Below are 23,870 nucleotides of genomic sequence, written 5' to 3' on the forward strand. Positions count from 1 at the left end.
ACAGGGGGTCAATCTCTACGGCATCGCCCCGGTTTTCCGGCGTGGTGACGCAGAGCCCCTGTTGCTTTCCTATGCTCAGGAGCGGCAGTGGTTCCTCTGGCAAATGGAGCCGCACAGCGCGGCTTATCACATCCCCACCGCCCTGCGTTTGCGCGGGGCGCTGGATCTGCCGGCGTTGCAGGCCAGCTTCGCGGCGCTGATCGAGCGTCACGAAAGCCTGCGCACCGGCTTTGCCCTCGATGAGCAGGGCAAGGCGTTGCAGGTTATCCACGCACCTTTCGCACTGGTTTTACCGGTGCAGGATGTCCAGGGGATTGATGAGACGGCGTTGAAAGCGCTGATCCAGACGGAAATCGCCGAGCCGTTCGACTTGCTCCAGGGCCCGCTGCTGCGGGTTCGGGTGCTGCGTCTGGGGGCCGAAGAACATGTGCTGGTGGCGGTGCAGCACCACATCGTTTCCGACGGCGTATCGATGCAGGTGATGATCGATGAGCTGATCCAGTTGTACGCCGGCCGCCGTCGCGGTCAGGCGACAGCGCTGGCGCCGTTGCCGATTCAGTACGCCGACTACGCACTGTGGCAACGCAGCTGGATGGAGGCGGGCGAGCGCGAACGGCAACTGGCTTACTGGACCGAACGTCTCGGCGGCGAGGCCTCGGTGCTGGAATTGCCGCTGGATCATCCGCGTCCGGCGAGCCAGAGTTTCCGTGGCGCGAGCCTCGACATCAGCCTGCCCGTTGCCATCAGCAAAGGTTTGCAGGACGTCGCGCGGCGCGAAGGCGTGACTTTGTTCATGCTGTTGCTGGCGTCGTTCCAGACCTTGCTGCATCGCTACAGCGGCCAGAATGACATTCGCGTCGGCGTGCCGATTGCCAACCGCAACCGCAAAGAGACCGAAGGCCTGATAGGCTTCTTCGTCAACACGCAGGTGTTGCGCGCCGAACTCGACGAGCAAATGCCTTTCAACCAATTGCTGCAACAGGTCAAACAGCATGCCCTCGGCGCGCAGGCGCATCAGGACTTGCCGTTCGAGCAACTGGTCGAAGCGCTCGCGCCGACCCGCAGCCTCAGCCGCAGCTCGCTGTTCCAAGTGATGTTCAACCATCAGATCGCCGCAGCGGCCGAGCAGCCATCGGTGCAGATGCCGGGGCTGAGTGTCGAACCGGTGAGCTGGGACAGTCACACCGCACCGTTCGACCTGACGCTGGACACCTACGAGTCCGCCGCTGGCCTCAGCGCTTCGCTGGTCTACGCCACCGATCTGTTCGATGCGGCGACCATCACGCGCATGGCCGCTCACTGGCAAAGCCTGCTGGCCGCCATCGTCGCTCGCAGTGATCAGCGCATCGGTGAATTGGCGATGCTCGGCGGCGATGAATTTGCCCGACTGCAACAGAGCAATGCACTGGTGGCGCTGGATCGGCTGCCGGTGCACGAACGTTTTGCGCGCATGGCGCAGGCACAACCGCAAGCGCTGGCCGTGCGGTGCGCCGATCAGCAACTGACCTTCGCCGAACTCGACGCCCAGGCCAATCGCCTCGCCCAGCGCCTGCTACTGGACGGCGTGGGGCCGGAAGTGCGCATCGGCATCGCCTTGCCGCGCAGCCCGCAAATGCTTGTAGCAATGCTCGCGGTGCTCAAGGCCGGTGGCGCTTACGTGCCGTTGGACGCCAGTTATCCGCGCGAGCGTCTGGCTTATCTGATGGCGGATTCGGGCATCGCCCTGTTGCTGAGCGATTCGACGCTGATCGGCCAATTGCCGCTGCCGGAGGGTTTGCCGAGCCTGTGCCTCGATACGCTCGACACCGCTGAATTCGCGGACACCGCGCCTGCCGTTACAGTGCACGAACACAGTCTCGCCTACGTGATTTACACCTCCGGCTCGACCGGTCAACCGAAAGGCGTGTGCGTAGCCCATGGCCCGCTGGCGATGCATTGCCAGGCGATCGGTCAGCGTTACGCGATGACGGCGGATGACTGCGAACTGCATTTCATGTCGTTCGCTTTCGACGGCGCGCATGAGCGCTGGCTGACCCCGCTGACCCACGGTTCCAGCCTGTTGCTGCGTGACGACAGCCTGTGGACGGCCGAGCAGACCTACCGCGCCATGCAGCGTCACGGCGTTACCGTGGTGGCGTTTCCGCCGGCCTATCTGCAACAGTTGGCCGAGTTCGCCGAAATTGCAGGCAACCCGCCCAAGGTGCGCATCTACTGCTTCGGCGGCGATGCGGTGCCCAATGACAGCTTTGAACGGGTGCGTCGCGCCCTGGCACCGCAACACATCATCAATGGCTACGGCCCGACCGAAACCGTGGTCACGCCGCTGCTGTGGAAGGCTGACCGTGACACCCGTTGCGGCGCGGCCTATGCGCCGATCGGTGAGCGTGTCGGCGAGCGCAGCACCTGGGTGCTCAGCGCCGAACTCAATCCGCTGCCGCAAGGCGTGGCCGGCGAGTTGTACCTCGGTGGCTACGGCGTGGCACGCGGGTATCTGGATCGTCCGGCGCTGACCGCCGAGCGCTTCGTTCCCGATCCGTTCGGCGCGCCCGGTGCGCGCCTGTACCGCAGTGGCGATCAGGTGCGCCTGCGCGCCGACGGCGTATTCGATTATCAAGGTCGCGTCGACAATCAGGTCAAGGTGCGTGGTTTCCGTATCGAGCTGGGTGAAATCGAAGCGCGGCTGATGGCGCTCGACTCGGTGCGCGAAGCGGTGGTGCTGGCTCAGGACGGTGCGAACGGCGCACAACTGGTCGGCTACATCGTTGCCGCGCAACCGGTCGAGGCGGCGCAACACGGCGCTTGGCGCGAGCAGATTCGTGCCAGCCTCAAACACAGCCTGCCGGACTACATGGTTCCGGCGTACCTGATGGTGCTGGAACACATTCCGCTGACGCCGAACGGCAAGGTCGACCGCAAGGGTTTGCCGAAACCCGACGCCAGCCTGATGCAGCAAGACTATGTCGCGCCGCTCACCGGACTGGAGCAGCAAACCGCGCAGATCTGGGCCGAAGTGCTTAAGCTCGATCGTGTTGGCATGACCGACAACTTCTTCGAACTCGGCGGCCACTCGCTGCTGGTGACCCAAGTGCTGTCGCGGGTGCGCCAGACGTTGCAACTCGACGTGCCACTCAAGGCGCTGTTCGAACACAGCACGCTGGGTGGTTTCTGTGGCCATCTGGCGCAGGCTGCGAATGCCGCGCAGCAACCGCCATTGGTCGCGCTGGAACGTGGCGCGCCGCTGGTGCTGTCTTACGCGCAGGAGCGTCAGTGGTTCCTCTGGCACATGGATCGGCACAGTTCGGCCTACCACATTCCGAGCGCGCTGCGCCTGCACGGGCCGCTCGACCGGCAAGCGCTGCAACGCAGTTTCGACACGCTGATCGCCCGCCACGAGAGCCTGCGTACACGCTTCCTGCAAGAGGCCGACGGCACCCGTCAGTTGATTCTGGCGCCGTTCAGCCTGCCGATCGAATCGCGCACCCTCGCCGCCGACAGCGATGACGCCGCGCTCAAGGCGCAGGTCGAAGCCGAAATCCGCCGGCCGTTCGACTTGCAGGAAGAGCCGCTGCTGCGCGCGACCCTGCTGCAACTGAGCGCCGAGGATCATGTGCTGGTGCTGATCCAGCACCACATCGTTTCCGATGGCTGGTCGATGCAGTTGATGGTCGATGAATTGATTCGCCTGTACGCCGCCTTCAGCCGGGGTGAACAGCTGAGCCTGCCGGCGCTGCCGATCCAGTACGCCGACTATGCCGTGTGGCAGCGGCGCTGGATGGAGGCGGGCGAGCGCGAGCGCCAACTCGATTACTGGCTGACCCAATTGGGCGGCGAGCAACCGGTGCTGGAACTGCCGCTGGATCGTCCGCGCCCGGCCACCCAGAGTCTGCGTGGTGCACGTTTCGAACTGGCGCTGGATGCGCCGTTGAGTGAGGCGCTGAACAACGTCGCCCGTCGTGAAGGCGTGACACTGTTCATGCTGTTGCTGGCATCGTTCCAGACCTTGCTGCACCGCTACAGCGCGCAGGACGACATTCGTGTCGGGGTGCCGGTGGCCAACCGCACGCGGCTCGAGACCGAAGGGCTGATCGGCTTCTTCGTCAACACCCAAGTGCTGCGCGCCGATATCCATGGCGGCTTGCGCTTCAGCGAGCTGCTGCAACAGGTTCGCCAGACGGCGCTCGGTGCGCAGGATCATCAGGACTTGCCGTTCGAGCAACTGGTGGAAATGCTGCAACCGGAACGCAGCCTCAGCCGCAGCCCGCTGTTCCAGGTGATGTTCAACCACCAGGCCAAGGCCCGTCACAGCACGGCATTGGCCGAGCTGGAGGGGTTGCAGATCCGCGAGGTCGACTGGGACAGCCTGATGGCGCAGTTCGACTTGACCCTCAATACCGAAGAATCCGCTGAGGGCATTTTCGCCTCGCTGGTCTATGCCGCCGACCTGTTCGACGCCTCGACCATTGCGCGGATGGCCGAACATTGGCAGGCGCTGTTGCGCAGCATCAGCGCGCAACCGCAGCAATTGATCGGTGAACTGTCGATGCTCGCGGCTGACGAGCGTCAGCACAGTATCGAAGACTGGAACCCGGCGCCGCAGACCTGGAACCCACAACAACCACTGCACCGCTTGATCGAAGCGCAGGCGCAGCGCACGCCCGAGGCGATTGCCGTGACGTTCGGCGAGCAGCATCTGAACTACGGCGAACTCAATCGCCGCGCCAATCGCCTGGCCCATGAACTGATTGGCCGTGGCGTTGGCGCCGACGTGCTGGTCGGCCTCGCTGCCGAGCGTTCGCTGGAGATGATTGTCGGGCTGCTGGCGATCCTCAAGGCCGGTGGCGCCTATCTGCCGCTGGATCCGCAGTACCCGGCCGACCGTTTGCAATACATGATCGAGGACAGCGGCATTCGCCTGTTGTTGAGCGGTGCCGGGGTGCTCGATCACGTCGCCATCGACGCGCAGATCAGCCATCTGCCGCTCGGCGATGACTATGCTGCGCAAGCGCAAAGCGATCCGCAGATTGCGCTCGACACCGCCAATCTGGCTTACGTGATCTACACCTCCGGCTCGACCGGCAAGCCCAAGGGCACGCTGCTCAGCCACGCCAACGCGTTGCGCCTGTTCGAGGCCACCGAGGGCTGGTTCAACTTCGGTGCCGATGATTGCTGGACGCTGTTCCATTCCTACGCGTTCGATTTCTCCGTTTGGGAAATCTTCGGCGCGCTGCTGCATGGCGGCCGTCTGGTCATCGTGCCGCAGGACGTCAGCCGTTCGCCGCAAGACTTCTTTGCCTTGCTCTGCGCCGAGCGCGTCACGGTACTGAACCAGACGCCGTCGGCGTTCAAGCAGCTGATGCAGGTGGCGTGCGCTGCCGCGCCCGCGCTGCAACCGTCGCTGCGCTACGTGGTGTTCGGTGGCGAAGCGCTGGAAGTGAAGAGCCTGCGCCCATGGTTCGAGCGCTTCGGCGACCGCGCGCCGCAACTGGTCAACATGTACGGCATCACCGAAACCACCGTGCACGTCAGTTACCGGCCGCTGTCGCTGGCCGACCTCGACAATGCCGCCGGCAGCCCGTTGGGCGCGCCGATTGCCGACCTGGCGTGGTACGTGCTGGATGCCGACCTCAACCCGGTCGCACGCGGCTGCATCGGTGAGCTGCACGTTGCCGGCGCCGGTCTGGCCCGTGGTTACCTCAACCGCAGCGACCTCAGTGCCCTGCGTTTTGTCCCCAACCCGTTCAGCGCCGAGGGTGCGCGCCTGTATCGCACCGGCGACCTGGCGCGCTACTGCACCGATGGCCGCATCGAATATGTCGGGCGTATCGACCATCAAGTGAAGATTCGTGGTTTCCGTATCGAACTCGGCGAGATCGAAGCACGCCTGCTGGCATTGCCCGAAGTACGTCAGGCGGTGGTGCTCGATCAGCCGGGCGTCGGTGGCGTGCAACTGGTGGCGTACATCGTCGCTGCGCAAGCGCTCGATCCGCTGGAACAGGCTGCCTGGCGCGAGCAGGTGCGCCTGCGGCTGCGCCAGGATCTGCCGGACTACATGATCCCGGCGCATCTGTTGCTGCTTGAGCAATTGCCGCTGACCGCCAACGGCAAGCTCGACCGCAAGGCACTGCCGACGGCCGATGCCAACCTGTTGCAACACGCCTATGTGGCGCCGGTCAGTGACCTCGAAAAACAGGTCGCGGCGATCTGGGGCGATGTGCTCAAACTCGATCAGGTCGGCTTGACCGACAACTTCTTTGAACTGGGAGGTCACTCCCTGCTGGTGATAAACATTGTGTCGCGCATTCAACTTGAACTCGGTATGACGCTGCTCCCGCAAACCATTTTCCAGTACCCGGTACTGGCGGATCTGGTGGCGCAATTGCAAGGTAATGGTGAACAGGTCACGGCCTCGAAACTGAGCTTGCTCGAAGACCTGCTCGACGAAATGGAGGACGCGTGAATGGACATTAACGTCGCCACGCGGATTGCCCGCCGCTTCATCACCCTGCCGCTGGAAAAGCGCAAGGAATACCTCGGCAAAATGCTCGCCGAGGGCGTGTCCCCGGCCAATCTGCCGATTCCCGAAGTGCAGTCGGCATTCGCTAGCCTCGGATTGTCCTACGCTCAGGAGCGCCAGTGGTTTCTCTGGCAACTGGAGCCGGGCAGCGCCGCCTATCACATTCCCATGGCCCTGCGCCTGCGCGGCCAACTCGATGTCGCCGCGCTGCAACGCAGCTTCGACAGCCTGATCGAGCGGCACCAGACGCTGCGCACGGTGTTCGTGCATGACGGTGAGCGCCCACAGCAGGAAATCCGCGCCAACGCGGCACTGACCATCGTTGAGCAAAGCCTTGCCGCCGACACCGCGGATGGCGTGCTGCAACAGCTGATCGAAAGCGAGATCCAGCAGCCGTTCGATCTCGCCGAAGGGCCATTGTTGCGGGTGAAATTGCTGCACCTGGGCGCCGATGACCATGTGCTGATCCTGATCCAGCACCACATTGTTTCCGATGGCTGGTCGATGCGCGTGATGGTCGATGAGCTGATCGCGCTGTACGCCGGTTTCAGCAGTGGCACTGCTACCGAATTGGCAACGTTGCCGATCCAGTACGCCGACTACGCCTTGTGGCAACGCAGCTGGATGGAAGCGGGTGAGCGGGAGCGGCAACTGGCTTACTGGCTCGAGCAACTGGGTGGCGAACAACCGGTGCTGGAACTGCCTCAGGACCGCGCGCGGCCGGCGCTGCAAAGTTATCGCGGCGCGCGTCTCGACCTGGAGTTCGATGAGGCGTTGAACCAGGGTTTGCAAGCCATCGCCCGGCGTGAAGGGGTGACCCTGTTCATGGTGTTGCTGGCGGCGTTCCAGACCTTTCTGCACCGCTACAGCGGCCAGGCCGATATTCGCGTCGGCGTGCCCAATGCCAACCGTAACCGCACCGAAACCGAAGGCTTGATCGGCTACTTCGTCAACACCCAAGTGATGCGTGCGCAACTCGATCCGCGTCTGCCGTTCAATGCGTTGTTGCAGCAGGTCAAACAGGCGGCGATGGGCGCGCAAGCCCATCAGGAACTGCCTTTCGAGCAATTGGTGGAAGCCCTGGCGCCAGAACGCAGCCTGAGCCGCAGCCCGTTGTTCCAGGTGATGTTCAATCACCAGACCGCCACTCGTCAGCAAGGCGCCAACGCTTCGCTGGCACAGTTGCAGGTCGAACCGATGAGCTGGGACACCCATCAGGCGCAACTCGACCTGACCCTGGAAACCCACGAATCGGCAGACAGCCTCGGCGCGTCGCTGATCTACGCCACCGACCTGTTCGACGCCGCGACCATCGCGCGCATGGGCGAGCATCTGTTGGCGCTGTTGCAGGCCATCGTCGCGCAGCCGCAGCAAGCCATTGGCGAACTGCCGATGCTCACCGCACAAGAGCGCCAGGCGATCCTGCTCGGCTGGAATGACACGGTGGTGGATTACCCGCTGACCACCAGCGTGCAGCAGTTGATCGAAGCCCAAGTGGCGAAAACCCCCGATGCACCGGCGCTGGCCTTCGGTGACACACGCCTGAGCTACGCGCAACTCAACGCCCGCGCCAATCGCCTCGCGCATCGCTTGATCGAGAGCGGCGTCGGCCCGGAGTCGCTGGTCGGCATCGCGGTGGAGCGTTCGATCGAAATGGTCGTCGGCCTGCTGGCCGTGCTCAAGGCCGGTGGCGCCTACGTACCGCTGGATCCGGAATATCCGCCGGAGCGCCTGCGCTACATGCTCGAAGACAGTGGCGTGAAGTTGCTGCTGACCCAAGCGGCGCTGCTCGACAGCCTGCCGCTGAGCGAGCAGGTTCAGACCCTGGCGCTGGATAGCCTCGGCGATCTGCAAGATTATCCCGCGACCGATCCACAGGTTGCCGTGGATGCGGAAAACCTCGCCTACGTGATTTACACCTCGGGCTCGACCGGCAAACCCAAGGGTGCCGGCAACCGTCATGCAGCGCTGACCAACCGTTTGTGCTGGATGCAACAGGCCTATCAATTGGGCGCCGGTGACACGGTGCTGCAAAAAACCCCGTTCAGCTTTGACGTATCGGTCTGGGAATTCTTCTGGCCGCTGATGACCGGCGCACGTCTGGTGGTTGCCGCTCCCGGCGATCACCGTGATCCGGCGACGCTGGTGGCGCTGATCAATCGCGAGCAGGTCACCACGCTGCACTTTGTCCCGTCGATGTTGCAGGCCTTCCTGCAGGATGAGCAGGTCGCGACCTGCGGCAGCCTCAAACGCATCGTTTGCAGCGGTGAAGCGTTGCCCGCCGACGCGCAGTTGCAGGTGTTCGCCAAGCTGCCGCAGGCCGGGCTGTTCAATCTCTATGGCCCGACGGAAGCGGCCATCGACGTGACCCACTGGACCTGTGTCGAAGAAGGCCGCGACAGCGTGCCGATCGGTGAACCGATTGCCAATCTGGCCTGCTACATCCTTGACGACGAACTGCAACCGGTGCCGGTCGGCGTGCTCGGCGAGCTGTACCTCGCCGGTGTCGGCCTGGCCCGGGGTTATCACCAGCGTCCGGCGCTGACCGCCGAACGTTTTGCCGTCAGCCCGTATGGCCATGGCGAGCGCATCTATCGCACCGGCGACCTGGCACGCTACCGCGACAACGGCGTGATCGAATACGCCGGGCGCATCGACCATCAGGTCAAGCTGCGCGGCTTGCGTATCGAAATGGGCGAGATCGAAGCGCGCCTGCTCGAACACCCGGCCGTGCGTGAAGCGGTGGTGCTGGTGATCGACGGCAAGCAGTTGGTGGCTTATGTCGTCCTTGCCGAAGAAAGCGCCGACTGGCGTCAGAACCTCGCTGCGCATGTGCAGCAGCAATTGCCCGAATACATGGTGCCGACGCAATGGCTGGCGCTGGCGCAAATGCCGCTCAGCCCCAATGGCAAACTCGACCGCAAGGCTTTGCCGAAACCCGACGCCAGCGTCGCGCAGCAGCAATATCAGGCGCCGGGCAATGCCATCGAACAGCAACTGGCGGATATCTGGCAGTCGGTGCTGGGCCTGGAACAAATCGGTGTCAGCGATAACTTCTTCGCCCTCGGCGGCGATTCGATCATCTCGATCCAGGTGGTCAGCCGTGCCCGTCAGGCCGGGCTGCACTTCACTCCCAAAGATTTGTTCCAGCACCAGACCATTCGCGGTCTGGCCAGCGTGGCGACCGTGGGTGACGGCGGTGTGCGCATCGACCAGAACCCGGTGACCGGCAGCACGCCGCTGTTGCCGTTCCAGCAGCTGTTTTTTGAGACCGACATTCCCCAGCGTCAGCACTGGAATCAGTCGTTGCTGCTCAAGCCTGCGCAAGCCTTGCACGGCGCTACGCTGGAGCAGGCGTTGCAAGCGCTGGTTAGCCACCATGACGCGTTGCGCCTGACGTTCACACAGAACGCCGATGGCTGGAGCGCCGCACACCGCGCCGTCGAGCCGCAGCAGACGCTGTTGTGGCAGACGGCGCTGAACAGCGCCGATGAAGTCGAAGCCGCGTGCGAAGAGGCGCAGCGCAGCCTCGATCTGCACAACGGTCCGCTGTTGCGCGGCATGTTGTTGAGCCTCGCCGATGGCAGCCAGCGTCTGTTGCTGGTGATCCATCACCTGGCCGTCGACGGTGTGTCGTGGCGCGTCTTGCTCGAAGACCTGCAAGACGCCTACCGGCAGTTGCAGGACGGCCAGCCGCTGAAGTTGCCGGCCAAGACCAGCGCCTTCAAGCACTGGGCCGAAGGCTTGCAGGCGCACACCGCCAACCTTGCCGGCGAACTGGATTTCTGGCGCGGGCAATTGCTCGACGCACCGCAGGATTTGCCTCGCGACAATGCCGATGGCCGTCTCGCCAACAATCAGGCCTTGAGCGTGCGCACGCAGCTCGATAAGGCGCTGACGCGCAAACTGCTGCAACAGGCCCCGGCGGCCTATCGCACCCAGGTCAATGACTTGCTGCTGACCGCGCTGGCGCGGGTCATCTGCCGCTGGACCGGCGACACTTCGGCGCTGATCCAGCTGGAAGGGCATGGCCGTGAAGAGTTGATCGACGGCATCGATCTGAGCCGCACCGTGGGCTGGTTTACCAGCCTCTACCCGGTGCGCCTGACGCCACAAACGGCGCTGGCCGACGCGATCAAACAGGTCAAGGAGCAACTGCGCGCCATCCCCAACAAAGGCCTGGGTTTCGGTGCCTTGCGCTATCTCGGCGATGACGCCAGCCGCGCTGCATTGGCGGCGGTGCCGCAGGCGCGCATCACGTTCAACTACCTCGGCCAGTTCGACAGCCAGTTCGACGAAGCGGCGCTGTTCGTCCCGGCAGCGGAAAGCGCCGGTCGCGAGCAAAGTCCGCTGGCGCCACTGAGCAACTGGCTGGAAGTCAGCGGTCAGGTGTACGGCGCCGAGTTGAAGCTGAGCTGGACCTTCAGCCGCGAAATGTTCAACGAAGCGACTATCCAGCAGTTGGCCGATGACTACGCTGTCGAGCTGACGGCGCTGGTCGAGCATTGCTGTGCGCCGGGCAACCACGGCATCACGCCGTCGGACTTCCCGCTGGCAACCCTGACCCAGGCGCAACTCGACGGACTGCCGCTGGCGGTGGCCGAGATCGAGGACATCTATCCGCTGTCGCCGATGCAGCAGGGCATGTTGTTCCACACCCTGTCCGATGACGGCGATGACCTGTACATCAACCAGATCAACCTGCCCGTCGATGGCATGGACCCGGAGCGCTTCCGTCGTGCCTGGCAACATGTGATCGGTCGCCATGCGATTCTGCGCACGTCGTTCCACTGGCAGGGCGGCCAGACGTCGCCGATCCAGGTCGTTCAGCATCACGCCGAGGTCGATCTGCAAGTGCTCGACTGGCGTGGCCAGGACATCGGCGAGCAGCGTCTGGCCGAGCGTGCCCACGAAGAACGTGCGCGTGGTTTTGAACTGCACCGCGTGCCGTTGCAGCGTTTGCTGTTGATCCGCACCGGGGAAGACAGCCATCAACTGATCTGGACCAGCCACCACATCCTCATGGACGGCTGGAGCAGTTCGCAGCTGTTCGGCGAAGTGCTGCAGCATTACGCCAGTGGTGAGGTGGTCGGTGACAGCGGCCGCTACCGTGACTTCATCGAGTGGCTGCAAAGCCAGGATCAGGATCGCCTCGAGCAATTCTGGCGCGGCCATCTGCAAACCCTCGCCGAGCCGACGGCGCTGAGTCAGGCGATGCACCCGCGTCACGTCGCCACGACGGCGGGCCACGCAGCGCTGTACACCAAATGGGATGAACAGCAGACGCGCCGTCTGCAACAACATTGCCGCGCCCACGGGATGACCGCCAACACGCTGATCCAGGGCGCATGGCTGCTGGTGCTGCAACGCTACACCGGACAAAGCAGCGTGGCCTTTGGCGCCACGGTGGCGGGGCGTCCGGAAGGCCTGGCAAATGCCGACAGCATGCTCGGCCTGTTCATCAACACCTTGCCGGTGATCCAGACCCTGCAACCGGCGCAGCGCCTGAGCGACTGGCTCGCCCAGTTGCAGGCCTACAACCTCGATTTGCGTGACCACGCCCACGCACCGCTGGCGGATATCCAGCGCTGGTCGGGGCAGGGCGGACAGATGCTGTTCGACAGCATCATCGTCTTCGAGAACTACCCGATCGACCGTCGCCTGGAAGAGGCCAAGGGCGGTTTGCGTTTCGGCAGTTCGGCCAGCCATGACGTGACCAACTTCCCGATGGACCTGGCGGTGCATCTCAACGAAGAGCTGTCCATCGAGTACCTGTTCCTGCGCGATTGCTTCAGTGTCGAAGCGGTGGAGCGGATTCGCGAAACCATGGAAATCACCCTGCAAGCGATGCTCGACACACCGCACGAATACCTCGGCAACCTGCAACGCCTTGCGCCGCAGCAATGGCAAGCCTTGCAGCAGTGGGGCGCGGAACCGGCGCCAAGCGACCAGCGTGAATGGCTGCCGCTGATGATTGCCGAACACGCGCGGATTCGTCCGCAAGCCAACGCCGTGGAGTGCGCCGGCGAGCACTTGAGCTACGCCGAACTGGAGGCGCGAGCGAACCGTCTGGCGCACCATTTGATCGCCAGTGGCGCTGGCCCGGAAGTGTTGATCGGCGTCGCGCTGGAGCGTTCGCTGGACATGCTGGTGGCGTTGCTGGCGGTGTTCAAGAGCGGTGCTGCCTATGTGCCGCTGGACATCGATTACCCGCGCGATCGCCTCGCGTTCATGATCGAAGACTCGGGCATGAGCCTGATGATCAGTCGTGGCGAGTTGTCCGCGCGCCTGCCGTTGCCGCAAGACTTGCCACGGGTTGACCTCGACAACTTCGACGCTGGTGCCTACGCGGCCACGGCGCCACAGGTGCAGGTCAACGAAGATACCCTCGCGTATCTGATCTACACCTCGGGTTCCACCGGTTTGCCTAAAGGTGTCGCGGTTACCCATGGTCCGCTGAGCATGCATTGCCAGGCGATCTGCCAACTGTATGAAATGGATCACAGCAGCCGTGAGTTGCACTTCATGTCGTTCGCCTTCGACGGCGCCCACGAGCGCTGGCTGACCACCCTGGCGTTCGGCGGCACGCTGGTGCTGCGCGACAACGAGTTGTGGACACCGGAGCAGACCTGTCACGCCTTGCAGACGCGGTCGATCGACATCGCCTGTTTCCCGCCGGCCTACCTCAAGCAAGTGGCCGAGTACGTGCAGGCCAGCGGTTTGACCGCGCCCAAGGTGCGCATTTATTGCCTGGGTGGCGATGCGGTGCCGGAGCAGACCCTGCAACAGGTGCGCAGCATTCTCCAGCCGCAATTCATCACCAACGGCTATGGGCCGACCGAAACCGTGGTCACGCCGATGCTGTGGAAAGCCGCCAACGACGAGCCGTGCGCGGCGGCGTATGCGCCGATCGGCCGGGTGGTCGGTCAGCGCTCGCTGTGGGTGCTGGACGATGATCTGAATCCGCTGCCGGCCGGTTTGTCCGGGCAATTGCACATTGGCGGTTACGGGGTTGCCCGTGGTTATCACGGTCGGCCGGCGGTCACGGCGGAACGCTTCGTGCCGGACCCGTTCGGTGCGCCGGGCAGTCGCCTGTATCGCAGCGGCGATCTGGTGCGCCTGCGCGAAAGCGGGGTAATGGATTACGTCGGCCGCGCCGACCATCAGGTCAAGGTGCGTGGGTTCCGTATCGAACTCGGCGAAATCGAAGCCTGCCTGCGTTTGCAGGAAGACGTCACAGACGCGGTGGTCATTGCCCGCGACGGCGTGTCCGGCAAGCAACTGATCGGTTATGTGGTGGCTGACTGCGCTGACGAAGCGCGATTGATCGAACGCCTGAAAACCGAGCTGCGTACGCGGCTGCCGGACTACATGGTGCCGGCGCAGATCATGTGCCTGACGCGCATGCCGATTTCGCCCAACGGCAAGCTCGACCGCAAGGCCTTGCCGGAGCCGCAGTTCCAGGTCGAACAATACGTGGCACCGCGCACCGAAGAAGAAGCCTTGCTCGCGCAGATCTGGGCCGAGGTGTTGCAGGTCGAGCAAGTTGGTTTGAGCGATAACTTCTTCGAGCTGGGTGGCGACTCGATTCTCAGCCTGCAAGTGATCTCGCGGGCGCGTAACCATCCGCAACTCAAGCTCGATCTGAAACTGCGTGATCTGATGCGTTACCAGACCATCGGCAATCTGTTCGATCAGCAGGTGGTTAACCGTGCGGCCGAGGAACAGACGCAAGTGGTGCGCGAAGGTGCGTTCCCGCTGATCCCGATCCAGCAGTGGTTCTTCGACGAAGAAATGAACGCGCCGCACCACTTCAACCAGGCGCTGATTCTGCGTTCGCGGCAGGCCCTCGATGCGGTCGCGCTGGAAAAGACCCTGATGGCCATGCTGATGCAGCACGATGCCTTGCGCCTGCGTTTTGTCCGTGAGGGCGGGGTCTGGACCCAGCATTACCAGAGCCTGGACGATTGCCGTCAGCAGGCGCAGCAAGCGCCATTGTTGTGGGTGCATCAAGTCGCCGACAAGGATGAGCTGGAAGTGCTCGCCAACCAGGCGCAACGCAGTCTGAATCTGAGCGAGGGGCCGCTGGTGCGCGGTTTGCTGGCGACCTTGCCGGACGGCGAAGCGCGGCTGTTGCTGGTGATCCATCACCTGGTCATCGACGGTGTGTCGTGGCGGGTGCTGTTGCAGGATCTGCAAACCGCTTACGACGCGTATTGCCTCGGCGAGGAGCCGCAATTGCCGGTGCGCACCAGCAGCTTCCGCGACTGGGCGGAACACCTCAGTGCGCACACCCGCACGTTGATCGACGAAGAGCTGGATTACTGGCTGCAAACGCTCGATCAACCGGGCAAGGAAATGCGCTGCGACAACCCGCGTGGCAAGAATCTGGTACGCCATCGTGCCGAAGCGGTGATGAACCTTGACGAGACGTTCACTGCCAGCCTGCTCAAACAGGCGCCGGCGGTGTATCAAACGCAGATCAACGATCTGTTGCTGACTGCATTGGGTCGCGTGCTGTGCCGCTGGAACGATGATCCGTCGGTGCTGGTGCAACTCGAAGGGCATGGTCGTGAAGACCTCTTCGAAGACCTCGATCTGAGCCGCACCATGGGCTGGTTCACCACGATGTTCCCGGTGCGCCTGGCGCCTGGCCACGACACTGACATGGGCGAGGCGATCGTCACGGTGCGCGATCAGTTGCAGAACCTGCCGAACAAGGGCGTCGGCTACGGTGCCTTGCGACACATGGCCGGTGCACCGCTGGGGCAGCGTCTGGCGGCATTGCCGCAGGCGCGGGTGACGTTCAACTACCTCGGGCAGTTCGACCAGAGCTTCGACGAGCAGGCGTTGCTGGTGCCAGCCGATGACAACATCGGTGACAGCTACGACATGGACGCCGGGATGGCCAACTGGCTGGAGCTGGTCGGGCAGGTGTACAACGGACGGTTGGCGTTCCGCTGCATCTACAGCACCCGCCGTTACCGCACCAGCACCGTCGAACGCTTGATGGCGGATTACCAGAACGAGTTGCAAGCCTTGATCGACCACTGCCTGGCGCAGCCGGTCTGAGCCTTTTTCAACCTTCGATAGAGGTGCGGCCCATGGGCCGCACCAGGATGTCCTTCATGTCTTTGAATCCGGAAATCGGTGCATTTCTCGACTTGGTCGAGGCCAACCAGACAGGCGATGCCCAGGCCTTTCACCAGCAGACGCCGGAGCAGGCGCGACAAGCCTTCGAGCAGTCGTCGACGCGGATGCGCTGGCAAGTGCCGGGCGTGGCCTCCCGTGACCTCAGTTACCCGACGCGCGACGGTGAGTCGCTGGCCGTGCGCATCTATACCCCGAGCACCGCCAGCACTGAACCGCTGCCGGTAATGGTGTTCCTCCACGGCGGCGGTTTCGTTGTCGGCAGTCTCGATTCCCACGATGGCATTTGCCGCGAATTTTGCCAGCGCACGCCGTGTGCGGTGGTGGCGGTGGAGTATCGTCGCGCGCCGGAATACAAGTTCCCTACCGCGCTGCACGATGCGGCCGATGCGCTGGCCTGGCTGGCCATGCAGGCAGCGGCATTGAACCTCGACACCACGCGGCTGGCGCTGGCCGGCGACAGCGTTGGCGCGACGTTGGCCACCGTGCTGGCGATCGAGGCGGCAGCGGATCCGCAGAGGCTGCAACCGTGTCTGCAATTGCTCTGCTACCCGGTGACCGATGCGTCGCGCAGCAGTGAATCGCGCGAGCTGCTCAGCGAAGGTTATCTGCTGGAGAGTCCGACGCTGGAGTGGTTCTACGAGCATTACGCGCGTACCCCGCAGGATCGTTACGACTGGCGTTTCTCGCCGCTGCTGGCGCCGGACTTGCGCGGCATTGCTCCGGTGCATCTGGCGCTCGCTGGGTTTGATCCGTTGATCGACGAAGGTCATGCCTACGCGCAACGTCTGAAAGCCGGTGGTGTGGTCGTGCAGTGCAAGGAATACACCGGACTGGTGCACGACTTCCTGCGGATGCCGATGGTCACCGGCGAGATTGAAAGCGTCTATCAGGAACTCAGCGAAGTGCTGCGCCAGGCGTTGTACCCGGCAAGCTGATCGACCATGGCAATGCACAAGGCCGGAACGGGGCAACCTGTTCCGGCCTTTTTCGGCCCCCAAAAATCCTGTAGGAGCTGCGGCACGCTGCGATCTTTTGATTTTTAGCGGGTGGATCAAAAGATCGCAGCCTCGTTGCACTCGACAGCTCCTACAGAGGTCATTAATTTTGGGCATAAAAAAACGCACCGTCAGACGGTGCGTTTTTTCGGCCGGGTACAGGGATCAGAAGCTGTACTTGAGGCTGGTCATGAAGTTGCGTGGTGCGCCGTAGATGCCGTCGTAGTAGACCATCGAGTAGTACTCGCGATCGAACAGGTTGTTGACGTTGATCGAGGCACTCAGGTTCTTGTTGATGTCGTAACGCGCCATCAGGTTGGTGATCGCGTAGCTGCCCTGCTCGTAGTAGTGCAGGTCTTCGCCGATCTTCGACTGCCAGTTCACGCCACCGCCGACGGTGATCTTGTCCAGCACGCCAGGCAGGCGATACGAGGTGAAGGTCTTGAGCATGTGACGTGGCGCGTTGGTGACAATGCGCTGGTCTTCGGCGTTGGTGGTGACGCTGTAGGCGTAACCGGCGGATGCCTGCCAGCCTTCAGCCAGTTCGCCGTTCATCTCGAACTCGACGCCCTTGGTCTCGGTGCTTTGTTCCAGGCGATAAGCCTGGGTGTCCGACATCCATACGGCCAGGTTGTCTTGTTCAAGCTTGAACAGGGCCAGGCTGGTGTTGAGTTTCTCGTCGAAGAAGGTGCCCTTGACGCCCACTTCGTAGCCCTTGCCTTCGGTCGGCGCCAGGGACTTGTTGTTGATATCGCGAACGTAGGACGCCTGCGGGTTGAAGATCTTGGTGTAGCTGGCGTACAGCGACCAGTTCTCGTCGAGGTCATACACCACGCCGGTGTACGGCGTGAAGATCCCGGTTTCGCGTTCCTTCACCGTGCTCGCATCACCGACGTAAGGCTTGGTGTCGGTGTCACGTTTCCAGTCGGTCAGACGACCGCCGAGGATGAAGGTCAGGTCGTCGGTGACGTGGAAGCGCGAGGTCATGTAAGTGCCGAACTGCTTCTCTTCCATGTGGCCCTTGCTGACCACCGGGGTGTCCGGTTTTGGCGAGTTGCCATTCCAGGTGTTGATGTCCGGAACGTTGAAGCTGTAGTCGCGCAGCCAGTCGCCGTAGCTTGGCGTGGCTTCCTTGTAGTTGGTCGCGGTGACACCGAGGATCAGCTCGTGCTCGCGACCGAACAGCGAGAACGGACCGGTGAAGTAGGCGTCGATGTTGTCCTGACGTGGCGTACCCGACCAGCGCACTGGCAGCAGGCCGGTGCCGGAACCGTTGGCCTGGTCGACGGTGCCGGTGGCGACCGCATAGAGTTGGTCGAACTTGTTTTCGGTGTGACCGTATTCGATCTTGCCGCTCCAGCCGTTATCGAACTGGTGTTCGACCGAGGTGAAGAAGTTGGTTTGATCGTGGTCGTTGTACGACCAGTCCGGCGAGGTATTCAGCGAACGACGGATGTGCGACTTGTCGCCGTTGGTGAAGTACGACGAGTAGCCGCCGCGCATTGGCGAGTCGACCTGGGTTTTCTGGTAGCTGAAGCCGACGGTCAGCAGGGTGGCTTCGCTGAGGTCGAATTCGGTGATGCCGTAGATCAGCTGCGAATCCTGCTTGAAGCGATCGACCCATGAGCCCTGGGTCTTGTAGTCCACCACCAGACGACCGCGGACGTTGCCGGATTCGGTCAGCGGGCCGGACACGTCCATGCCGGTGCCGTAGCGATCCCAGTTGCCGGCTTCAGCGGTGACGCTGGCCTGCGCTTCGGCAGTCGGACGCTTGCGGATCAGGTTGATCGTCGCCGACGGGTTACCCAGACCACTGATCAGACCGGTGGCGCCGCGAACGACTTCCACGCGGTCGTACATCGCGGTGCTTTGGGTGTAGTTGTCCAGACGGGTCGACGTCGGTACGCCGTCGACTTCGAAGTTCTGGATCTGCGAGCCGCGCGACCAGTAAGTGTCGTTCTCGGTGCCCATGCCGTTGCGGGTCACGGCGATGCCGGCAGTGGCGTCGAGCACGTCGGTCAGGTTGGTCAGCTTCTGGTCGTCCAGGCGCTGACGGGTGATGACGGTCACCGACTGCGGGGTTTCACGCGGCGTCAGGTTCAGCCGCGTCGAGCTACTGGAAGAATAAGTGGTGTACAGCCCGGTGCCTTCGGTCTGCGAACCCGGCGCCTTGCCGGAGATCGAGATCGCGCCCAACTGCATGGCATCGCCGGCAGCGCCGGTGATTGGCGTCAACGACACGGTGTTCCCGGTGATCTGATACGTCAGGCCGCTCCCCAGCAGCAAGTCGTGCAACGCTTGTTCAGGCTCGAGATTGCCCGACACCGCGTTGGATTTCAGACCCTGGAGCATTTCCGGGCTGTAGATCATCTGCAAGTTGGCTTGCTGACCCAATTGCTGCAAGGCGCTGGACAGCGGCTGAGCCGGGATGTTGACGTTGGTCGGTGCGGCGAGCACTTCACCAGCGCCCAACAGCAGCAAGGTCGTCAGCAGGGCGCGAGGCAGGACGGCCTGACGCTGGGTCTGCTTCTGGATCGCCGTTGCCAGGGGTGCGCGGGACAAAGATGGGCTGTGCATTACTTCAAATGCTCCTGAGATGCGTGTGCAGTTTTGTAGTTAATGATAATTAGACGCAACAACCCGTAAAAACCGGAAAAATAAATCCCGCACTCTGCGAAAAAAACGTCTATCGCGAGAGGCGGGATTGTTTTTGCAACGGTATTTCTCCGTCAGGCGGGTGCCAGTTCCGTCATGACGCGGCCGGCTTCCATGCGCACCAACTGGTCGGCAACGTCGAAATAGCGGTCATCGTGGGAGATCACGATGATGGTTTTGCCCAGACGCTTGAGGTCAGGCAGCAGCTCGGTGTAGAAAATCCGGCGGAAGGTCGGGTCCTGATCCGCCGCCCATTCATCGAACACCAGCACCGGACGTTCTTCGAGCCAGGCGTTGACCAACGCCAGGCGTTTGCGCTGTCCGGTGGAGAGATCGGTGGTGGTGAAATTGCCGTCCTGCACGCTGACCTTGTGCGCGATTTCCAGGCGTTGCAGGTACTTGTTGGCGTCTTCGGGGATATGCGTATCGCCTTGCACGACATCGTCGAACAGGTAGTAGTCGGCGAAAATCGTCGTGAACAACTGGCGGTAATCGTCGCGCGTCTCGGCGTTCACGCTCGCGCCGTTGAGGCGAATTTCACCTTGTTGCGGCGGGTACAGGCCCAGCAGCAATTTGATCAGGGTGGTCTTGCCGCAGCCGTTTTCACCGACGATGAAAATGATCTCGCCCTGTTCGATCGTCAGGTTCACCGGGCCGAGACGGAACGGCTCGCTGCCGGGGACGGCCGGGAAGGCGTAGCTGACGTCCTTGAGTTCCAGACGGCTGACGGCCGGAGCTTTCTGGCCCTGATCGTCGAGCAGCAGATGCGCTTCCGGTGAAGAGAACTGCTCGGACAACTCGGCAATCCGGCGGAAGGCGATTTGCGCGCGACTGACAATCGGCAGGGTGCCGACCAGATGTTCCAGCGGCCCTTTCATGTACAGCAGCACCAGGACGAAGCCGCTCATGACGGTTTTGTCGGCGCTCGGCCAATAGGTCTGCAGGGCCAGCGCGAGGCCGATGACCACGAAGAACAGCATCGAGCCAAAGGTCTTGGCGATCACGAAGGTATTGATCGAGCGGATCTGCGTGCGGCAAATGAACTCGGCCGTGGCCTTGATGCCCGAAACGAACATGCGCTGGCGACGTGGCCGGTGGATACGCAGTTCCTTGGCACCTTCAGCGATGGCGTTGTAGTGCTTTTGCAGTTCGTCCTCGGCGTCACGCGCGGCCATGAAACCCTGAATGCCGCGACCTTGGGCGAAGTACTGGATGCCGGTGCCGATGATGATCGCGACGACCATGATCAGGAACATCGGCCACGACAACATCGCCAGGTAGCCCATGCAACCGAGGGTCACGGTCAGCGAGATCGCCAGCGGCGCGAAGGCGAAGGCGAAGTCGCTGATGGTGTCGACGTCGTGGGTCAGCACCGGGATCAGCCGATGGCTGCGATAGCGTTCGATCTGTTCGATCGGCGCCGACAGCACTTTCTCGCCGAGTTGTTTGCGCAGGGTGGCGATGATGTGTTGACCGACGAAGTTGGTGCCGATGTCCGAGCAGATCGAACTGAGCAGTGCCAACAGGCACAGACCGGCGAACAGGGCGACCACGCCTTGGGTCAGGCCGGCTTCGGAGTGCAGCGCCGAGTTGATCGTCGCCAGCAGCACCGTCACGCTGAGACCGCCGACCATGCCCAGCAGGATCGACAGTGTCACGACAAGCCTGAACGGCTTGAGCAGCGTGAACAATTCGTGGATGGCACCGCGTGAGGGCTGGGACATGGGGGAACAGTTCCTTGGGTCGTAAAGGCAGATACCCAATAGAACGTCTGGTCAGGCGGTTAATTTACACCACCGCCGACTGGCGGCGCAGGCGCCGGCAGGAACCTGCGCCAACCCTGTAGGAGTGAGCCTGCTCGCGAAAGCGCAGTGTCATTCAGCGACTATGTTGCCTGACACGACGTCATCGCGAGCAGGCTCACTCCCACAGGGGATGGTGGTGTACGGAGGATTCGGGGTTGGCGCAGTACCAGTGTGGGAGCGGGCTTGCTCGCGAAAGCGCAGTGTCATTCAGCGACTATGTTGCCTGACACGACGTCATCGCGAGCAGGCTCACTCCCACAGGGGATGGTGGTGTACGAAGGATTGGGGGTTGGCGCAGAACCAGTGTAGGAGTGAGCCTGCTCGCGAAAGCGCAGTGGGTGGTGTACGGAGGATTCGGGGTTGGCGCAGAACCAGTGTGGGAGCGGGCTTGCTCGCGAAAGCGGTGGATCAGACAACACTGATGTTGACTGACACTGCGTCATCGCGAGCAAGCCCGGCTCCCACAGGAATCATCTGGTGGTGGTTCAGAGGTCGCGCACTACGCGAAAACCGATCCAGTCGCCGCGGGTCGACGGGTAGATGTTGTTGCGGTTGCCGGAGCGCGAAAACACTGGTGCTTCGCCCCAGTCGTTGCCACGAATGTTGTAGGACTCGCAGCCAGGCTCGACCCACGCACTGCCGTCAGTCGGAGCGCCGACGTAGTTGGTGTGCTCGCAATCGGCGATCCATTCGTAGACGTTGCCGTGCATGTCGTACATGCCGAAGGCGTTCGCCGGGTAGCTGCCCACCGGTGAGGTGAAGCTGTAGCCGTCGGTCGGGCCATAGGTGTTGGCGTGCTTGGCGATGCTGTATTCGCCTTCTGCATCGAACGGGAACGGGAATGGCCCGGTCGAGCCGGCGCGGGCGGCGTATTCGCGTTGCGCCTCACTGACCATGCGGTAGTTCTGCCCGGTCTTTTTCGACAGCCACGCCACATAGGCCTGAACGTCGGCGAAGTCCATGCACACCGCCGGTTGGCGCGGTTCCTGTTTGTAGCGCGGTTTGCTCGCCACGCATTCGCGACCCGGGCGGGTATCGCCGTTGGCAATCTTCACCCCGGTTTCCTTGACGTAGCTGTCCCATTCGCCAGCCGTGACCTGGAAGCGGCTCATGGCAAACGCCTTGGCGAAAGTCACTTCGTGCATCGGGCCTTCGTCTGGTTCGCGACCGACTTCATCGTCCGGCGTGCCCATGGTGAATTTACCGGTCGGCAAGACGACCATTTCCGGGCAGTCCTTGCAGTCCTTGAACACCTTGCCCGCCGGCAATGGTTGGGCTGCGGCGGCGGTACCCGGCAGCAGGCCCGCGAGCAAGGCAGTCAGGGCCAGCCCGGCGAGGACTTTTAAGGTCGGCAAATGGCGCGGTCGTTTGAGCATGTCACTGTTCATGAGTTATCTCGATCAAAGGGAAAGCAAAAGTCGTGAAGGTCACAGCTGCGTAACAAGCAGCGCCATGAACCGGTCAATTTCGGCCTCGCTGTTGAGCAGCCCCGGCGCGGTGCGTACCACCGGCCCGACGTCGCGTTCAACAGCATCGACCACCACACGGTTCTTCATCAGGTAGGCAGCGATCTTGTCGCAGTCGCGATCCTTGACCCGGAAGAAGGTGAAACCGGCCGACAGTGCCGGGCTCAGTGGGGTGACCAGTTCGATCTGCGGGTGCTCCTGCAAGCGTTGCTTGAGGTAGCTGTTGAGCTGGTGGATACGCGCCTGCACCTCGGCTTTGCCCAGTTGCAGGTGCAACTTGAACGCTTCACTCAAGGCCCAGCGATGTTCGAAGGCGTGGTAGCCGCCAGGCGACATGCTCGTGGCGAAATCGGTGTCCTGGGAGAACGTCGGCGTGCTCGGCGTAACGTCCTTGAGTTGCTCGGAGCGGGCGCAAATGATCCCGGTGCCACGCGGGCCGAACATCCATTTGTGGGTGCCGGCGATAAAGAAGTCGCAGTGCATGTCCGGGAAGCTCAGGTCTTCGACGCCGAAACCATGCACGCCATCGACCACATAGAGAATGCGCTCCTTGTCGTCACGCTGGCGGTTGATCTCTTCGACCAGTTTGCCGATCTCGCCGATCGGCAGTTTGACCCCGCTGCCCGACTGCACCCAGGTCATGCCCAACACGCGGGTGTTGGGACGAATGGCCTGGCGAACAGAGTTGAGCACTTCGTCCACCGAGACACTGTTGGCGTCCTTGAACAGGCTGATCTTGCGCACCTGCGTGCCTTCCTTCTTCACCCGGAAATCGAGGGTGAACTCGGTCGAATAATGCTCGTGGACCGTGGTGAGGATTTCCTGATCTGGGCGCACATGGATGCCGCCGTAAATGGCCGCAAGACCCTCGGTGGTGCTGCCGGTCAGGGCGATCTGCGCCGGTTTGGCTTGCAGGTAGCGACCGGCCCATTCACGCACATCGGCTTCATGCTTCCAGGTTTCTTCCAGATCCCAATCCATCATCAGCCCAGGATTGCGGTCGAGCGTGGCGCGATGACGGTCGATGGCTGCCTGCACCGGGCGTGGATGCGAAGTGATCAGGAAGTTGGAAAAATGCAGGTAATCCGGGTCCTGATTGAACAGCTGTCGCAGCTGCGCCCATTTGTCCTTCGCCAGCGGTTGTGCGGCTGTTGCACTCGGCGCGGTCTGGGCCTGAGCATGCACGGCGGCGCCCAGCGGCAGGCTGGCAGCGAGAATGCCGGCCTGTTTGAGGAAGGTACGGCGGTCAGTCATGGGCGCGGTTCACTTGTGATCAGAAGGG

At 62.6% G+C, this 23,870-nt stretch carries 6 protein-coding genes and 1 pseudogene; 3 read left to right on the forward strand and 4 right to left on the reverse strand.

Annotation, left to right across the window (positions count from 1 at the left end):
• Positions 1–43: 43 nt before the first annotated feature.
• The 3 genes and pseudogenes from C2E19_RS10965 to C2E19_RS10975 all read left to right on the forward strand — a co-directional run.
• Positions 44–6,457, forward strand: a pseudogene (locus C2E19_RS10965) (amino acid adenylation domain-containing protein); the annotation flags it as partial.
• Complete coding sequence (locus C2E19_RS10970) at positions 6,458–15,586, forward strand: non-ribosomal peptide synthetase (protein ID WP_129391623.1); 9,129 nt, start codon at positions 6,458–6,460, stop codon at positions 15,584–15,586.
• A gap of 56 nt (positions 15,587–15,642) precedes the next feature.
• Positions 15,643–16,602: an alpha/beta hydrolase gene (locus C2E19_RS10975; RefSeq protein ID WP_129391626.1), complete on the forward strand. Its 960-nt coding sequence runs from the start codon at positions 15,643–15,645 to the stop codon at positions 16,600–16,602.
• Between the two features lie 225 nt (positions 16,603–16,827).
• Here the strand turns inward: C2E19_RS10975 and C2E19_RS10980 are convergent, their stop codons facing one another.
• The 4 genes from C2E19_RS10980 to C2E19_RS10995 form a co-directional block, all read right to left on the reverse strand.
• On the reverse strand, positions 16,828–19,239 hold the full coding sequence (locus C2E19_RS10980) for a TonB-dependent siderophore receptor (protein WP_129391629.1): 2,412 nt from the start codon (positions 19,237–19,239) through the stop codon (positions 16,828–16,830).
• A 152-nt stretch (positions 19,240–19,391) separates the two neighbouring features.
• Positions 19,392–21,041 (reverse strand): cyclic peptide export ABC transporter, encoded by a 1,650-nt coding sequence (locus C2E19_RS10985; RefSeq protein ID WP_129391632.1) that lies wholly within the window; start codon positions 21,039–21,041, stop codon positions 19,392–19,394.
• Positions 21,042–21,607: 566 nt separating this feature from the next.
• Positions 21,608–22,510, reverse strand: a complete 903-nt coding sequence (locus C2E19_RS10990) for a formylglycine-generating enzyme family protein (protein ID WP_372238469.1) — start codon at positions 22,508–22,510, stop codon at positions 21,608–21,610.
• Positions 22,511–22,549: 39 nt separating this feature from the next.
• Positions 22,550–23,842 (reverse strand): aminotransferase class V-fold PLP-dependent enzyme, encoded by a 1,293-nt coding sequence (locus tag C2E19_RS10995; RefSeq protein ID WP_129391638.1) that lies wholly within the window; start codon positions 23,840–23,842, stop codon positions 22,550–22,552.
• Between the last annotated feature and the right edge of the window lie 28 nt (positions 23,843–23,870).

It is taken from the genome of Pseudomonas sp. DTU12.3, from assembly GCF_004124275.1.
Classification (GTDB): domain Bacteria; phylum Pseudomonadota; class Gammaproteobacteria; order Pseudomonadales; family Pseudomonadaceae; genus Aquipseudomonas; species Aquipseudomonas helmanticensis.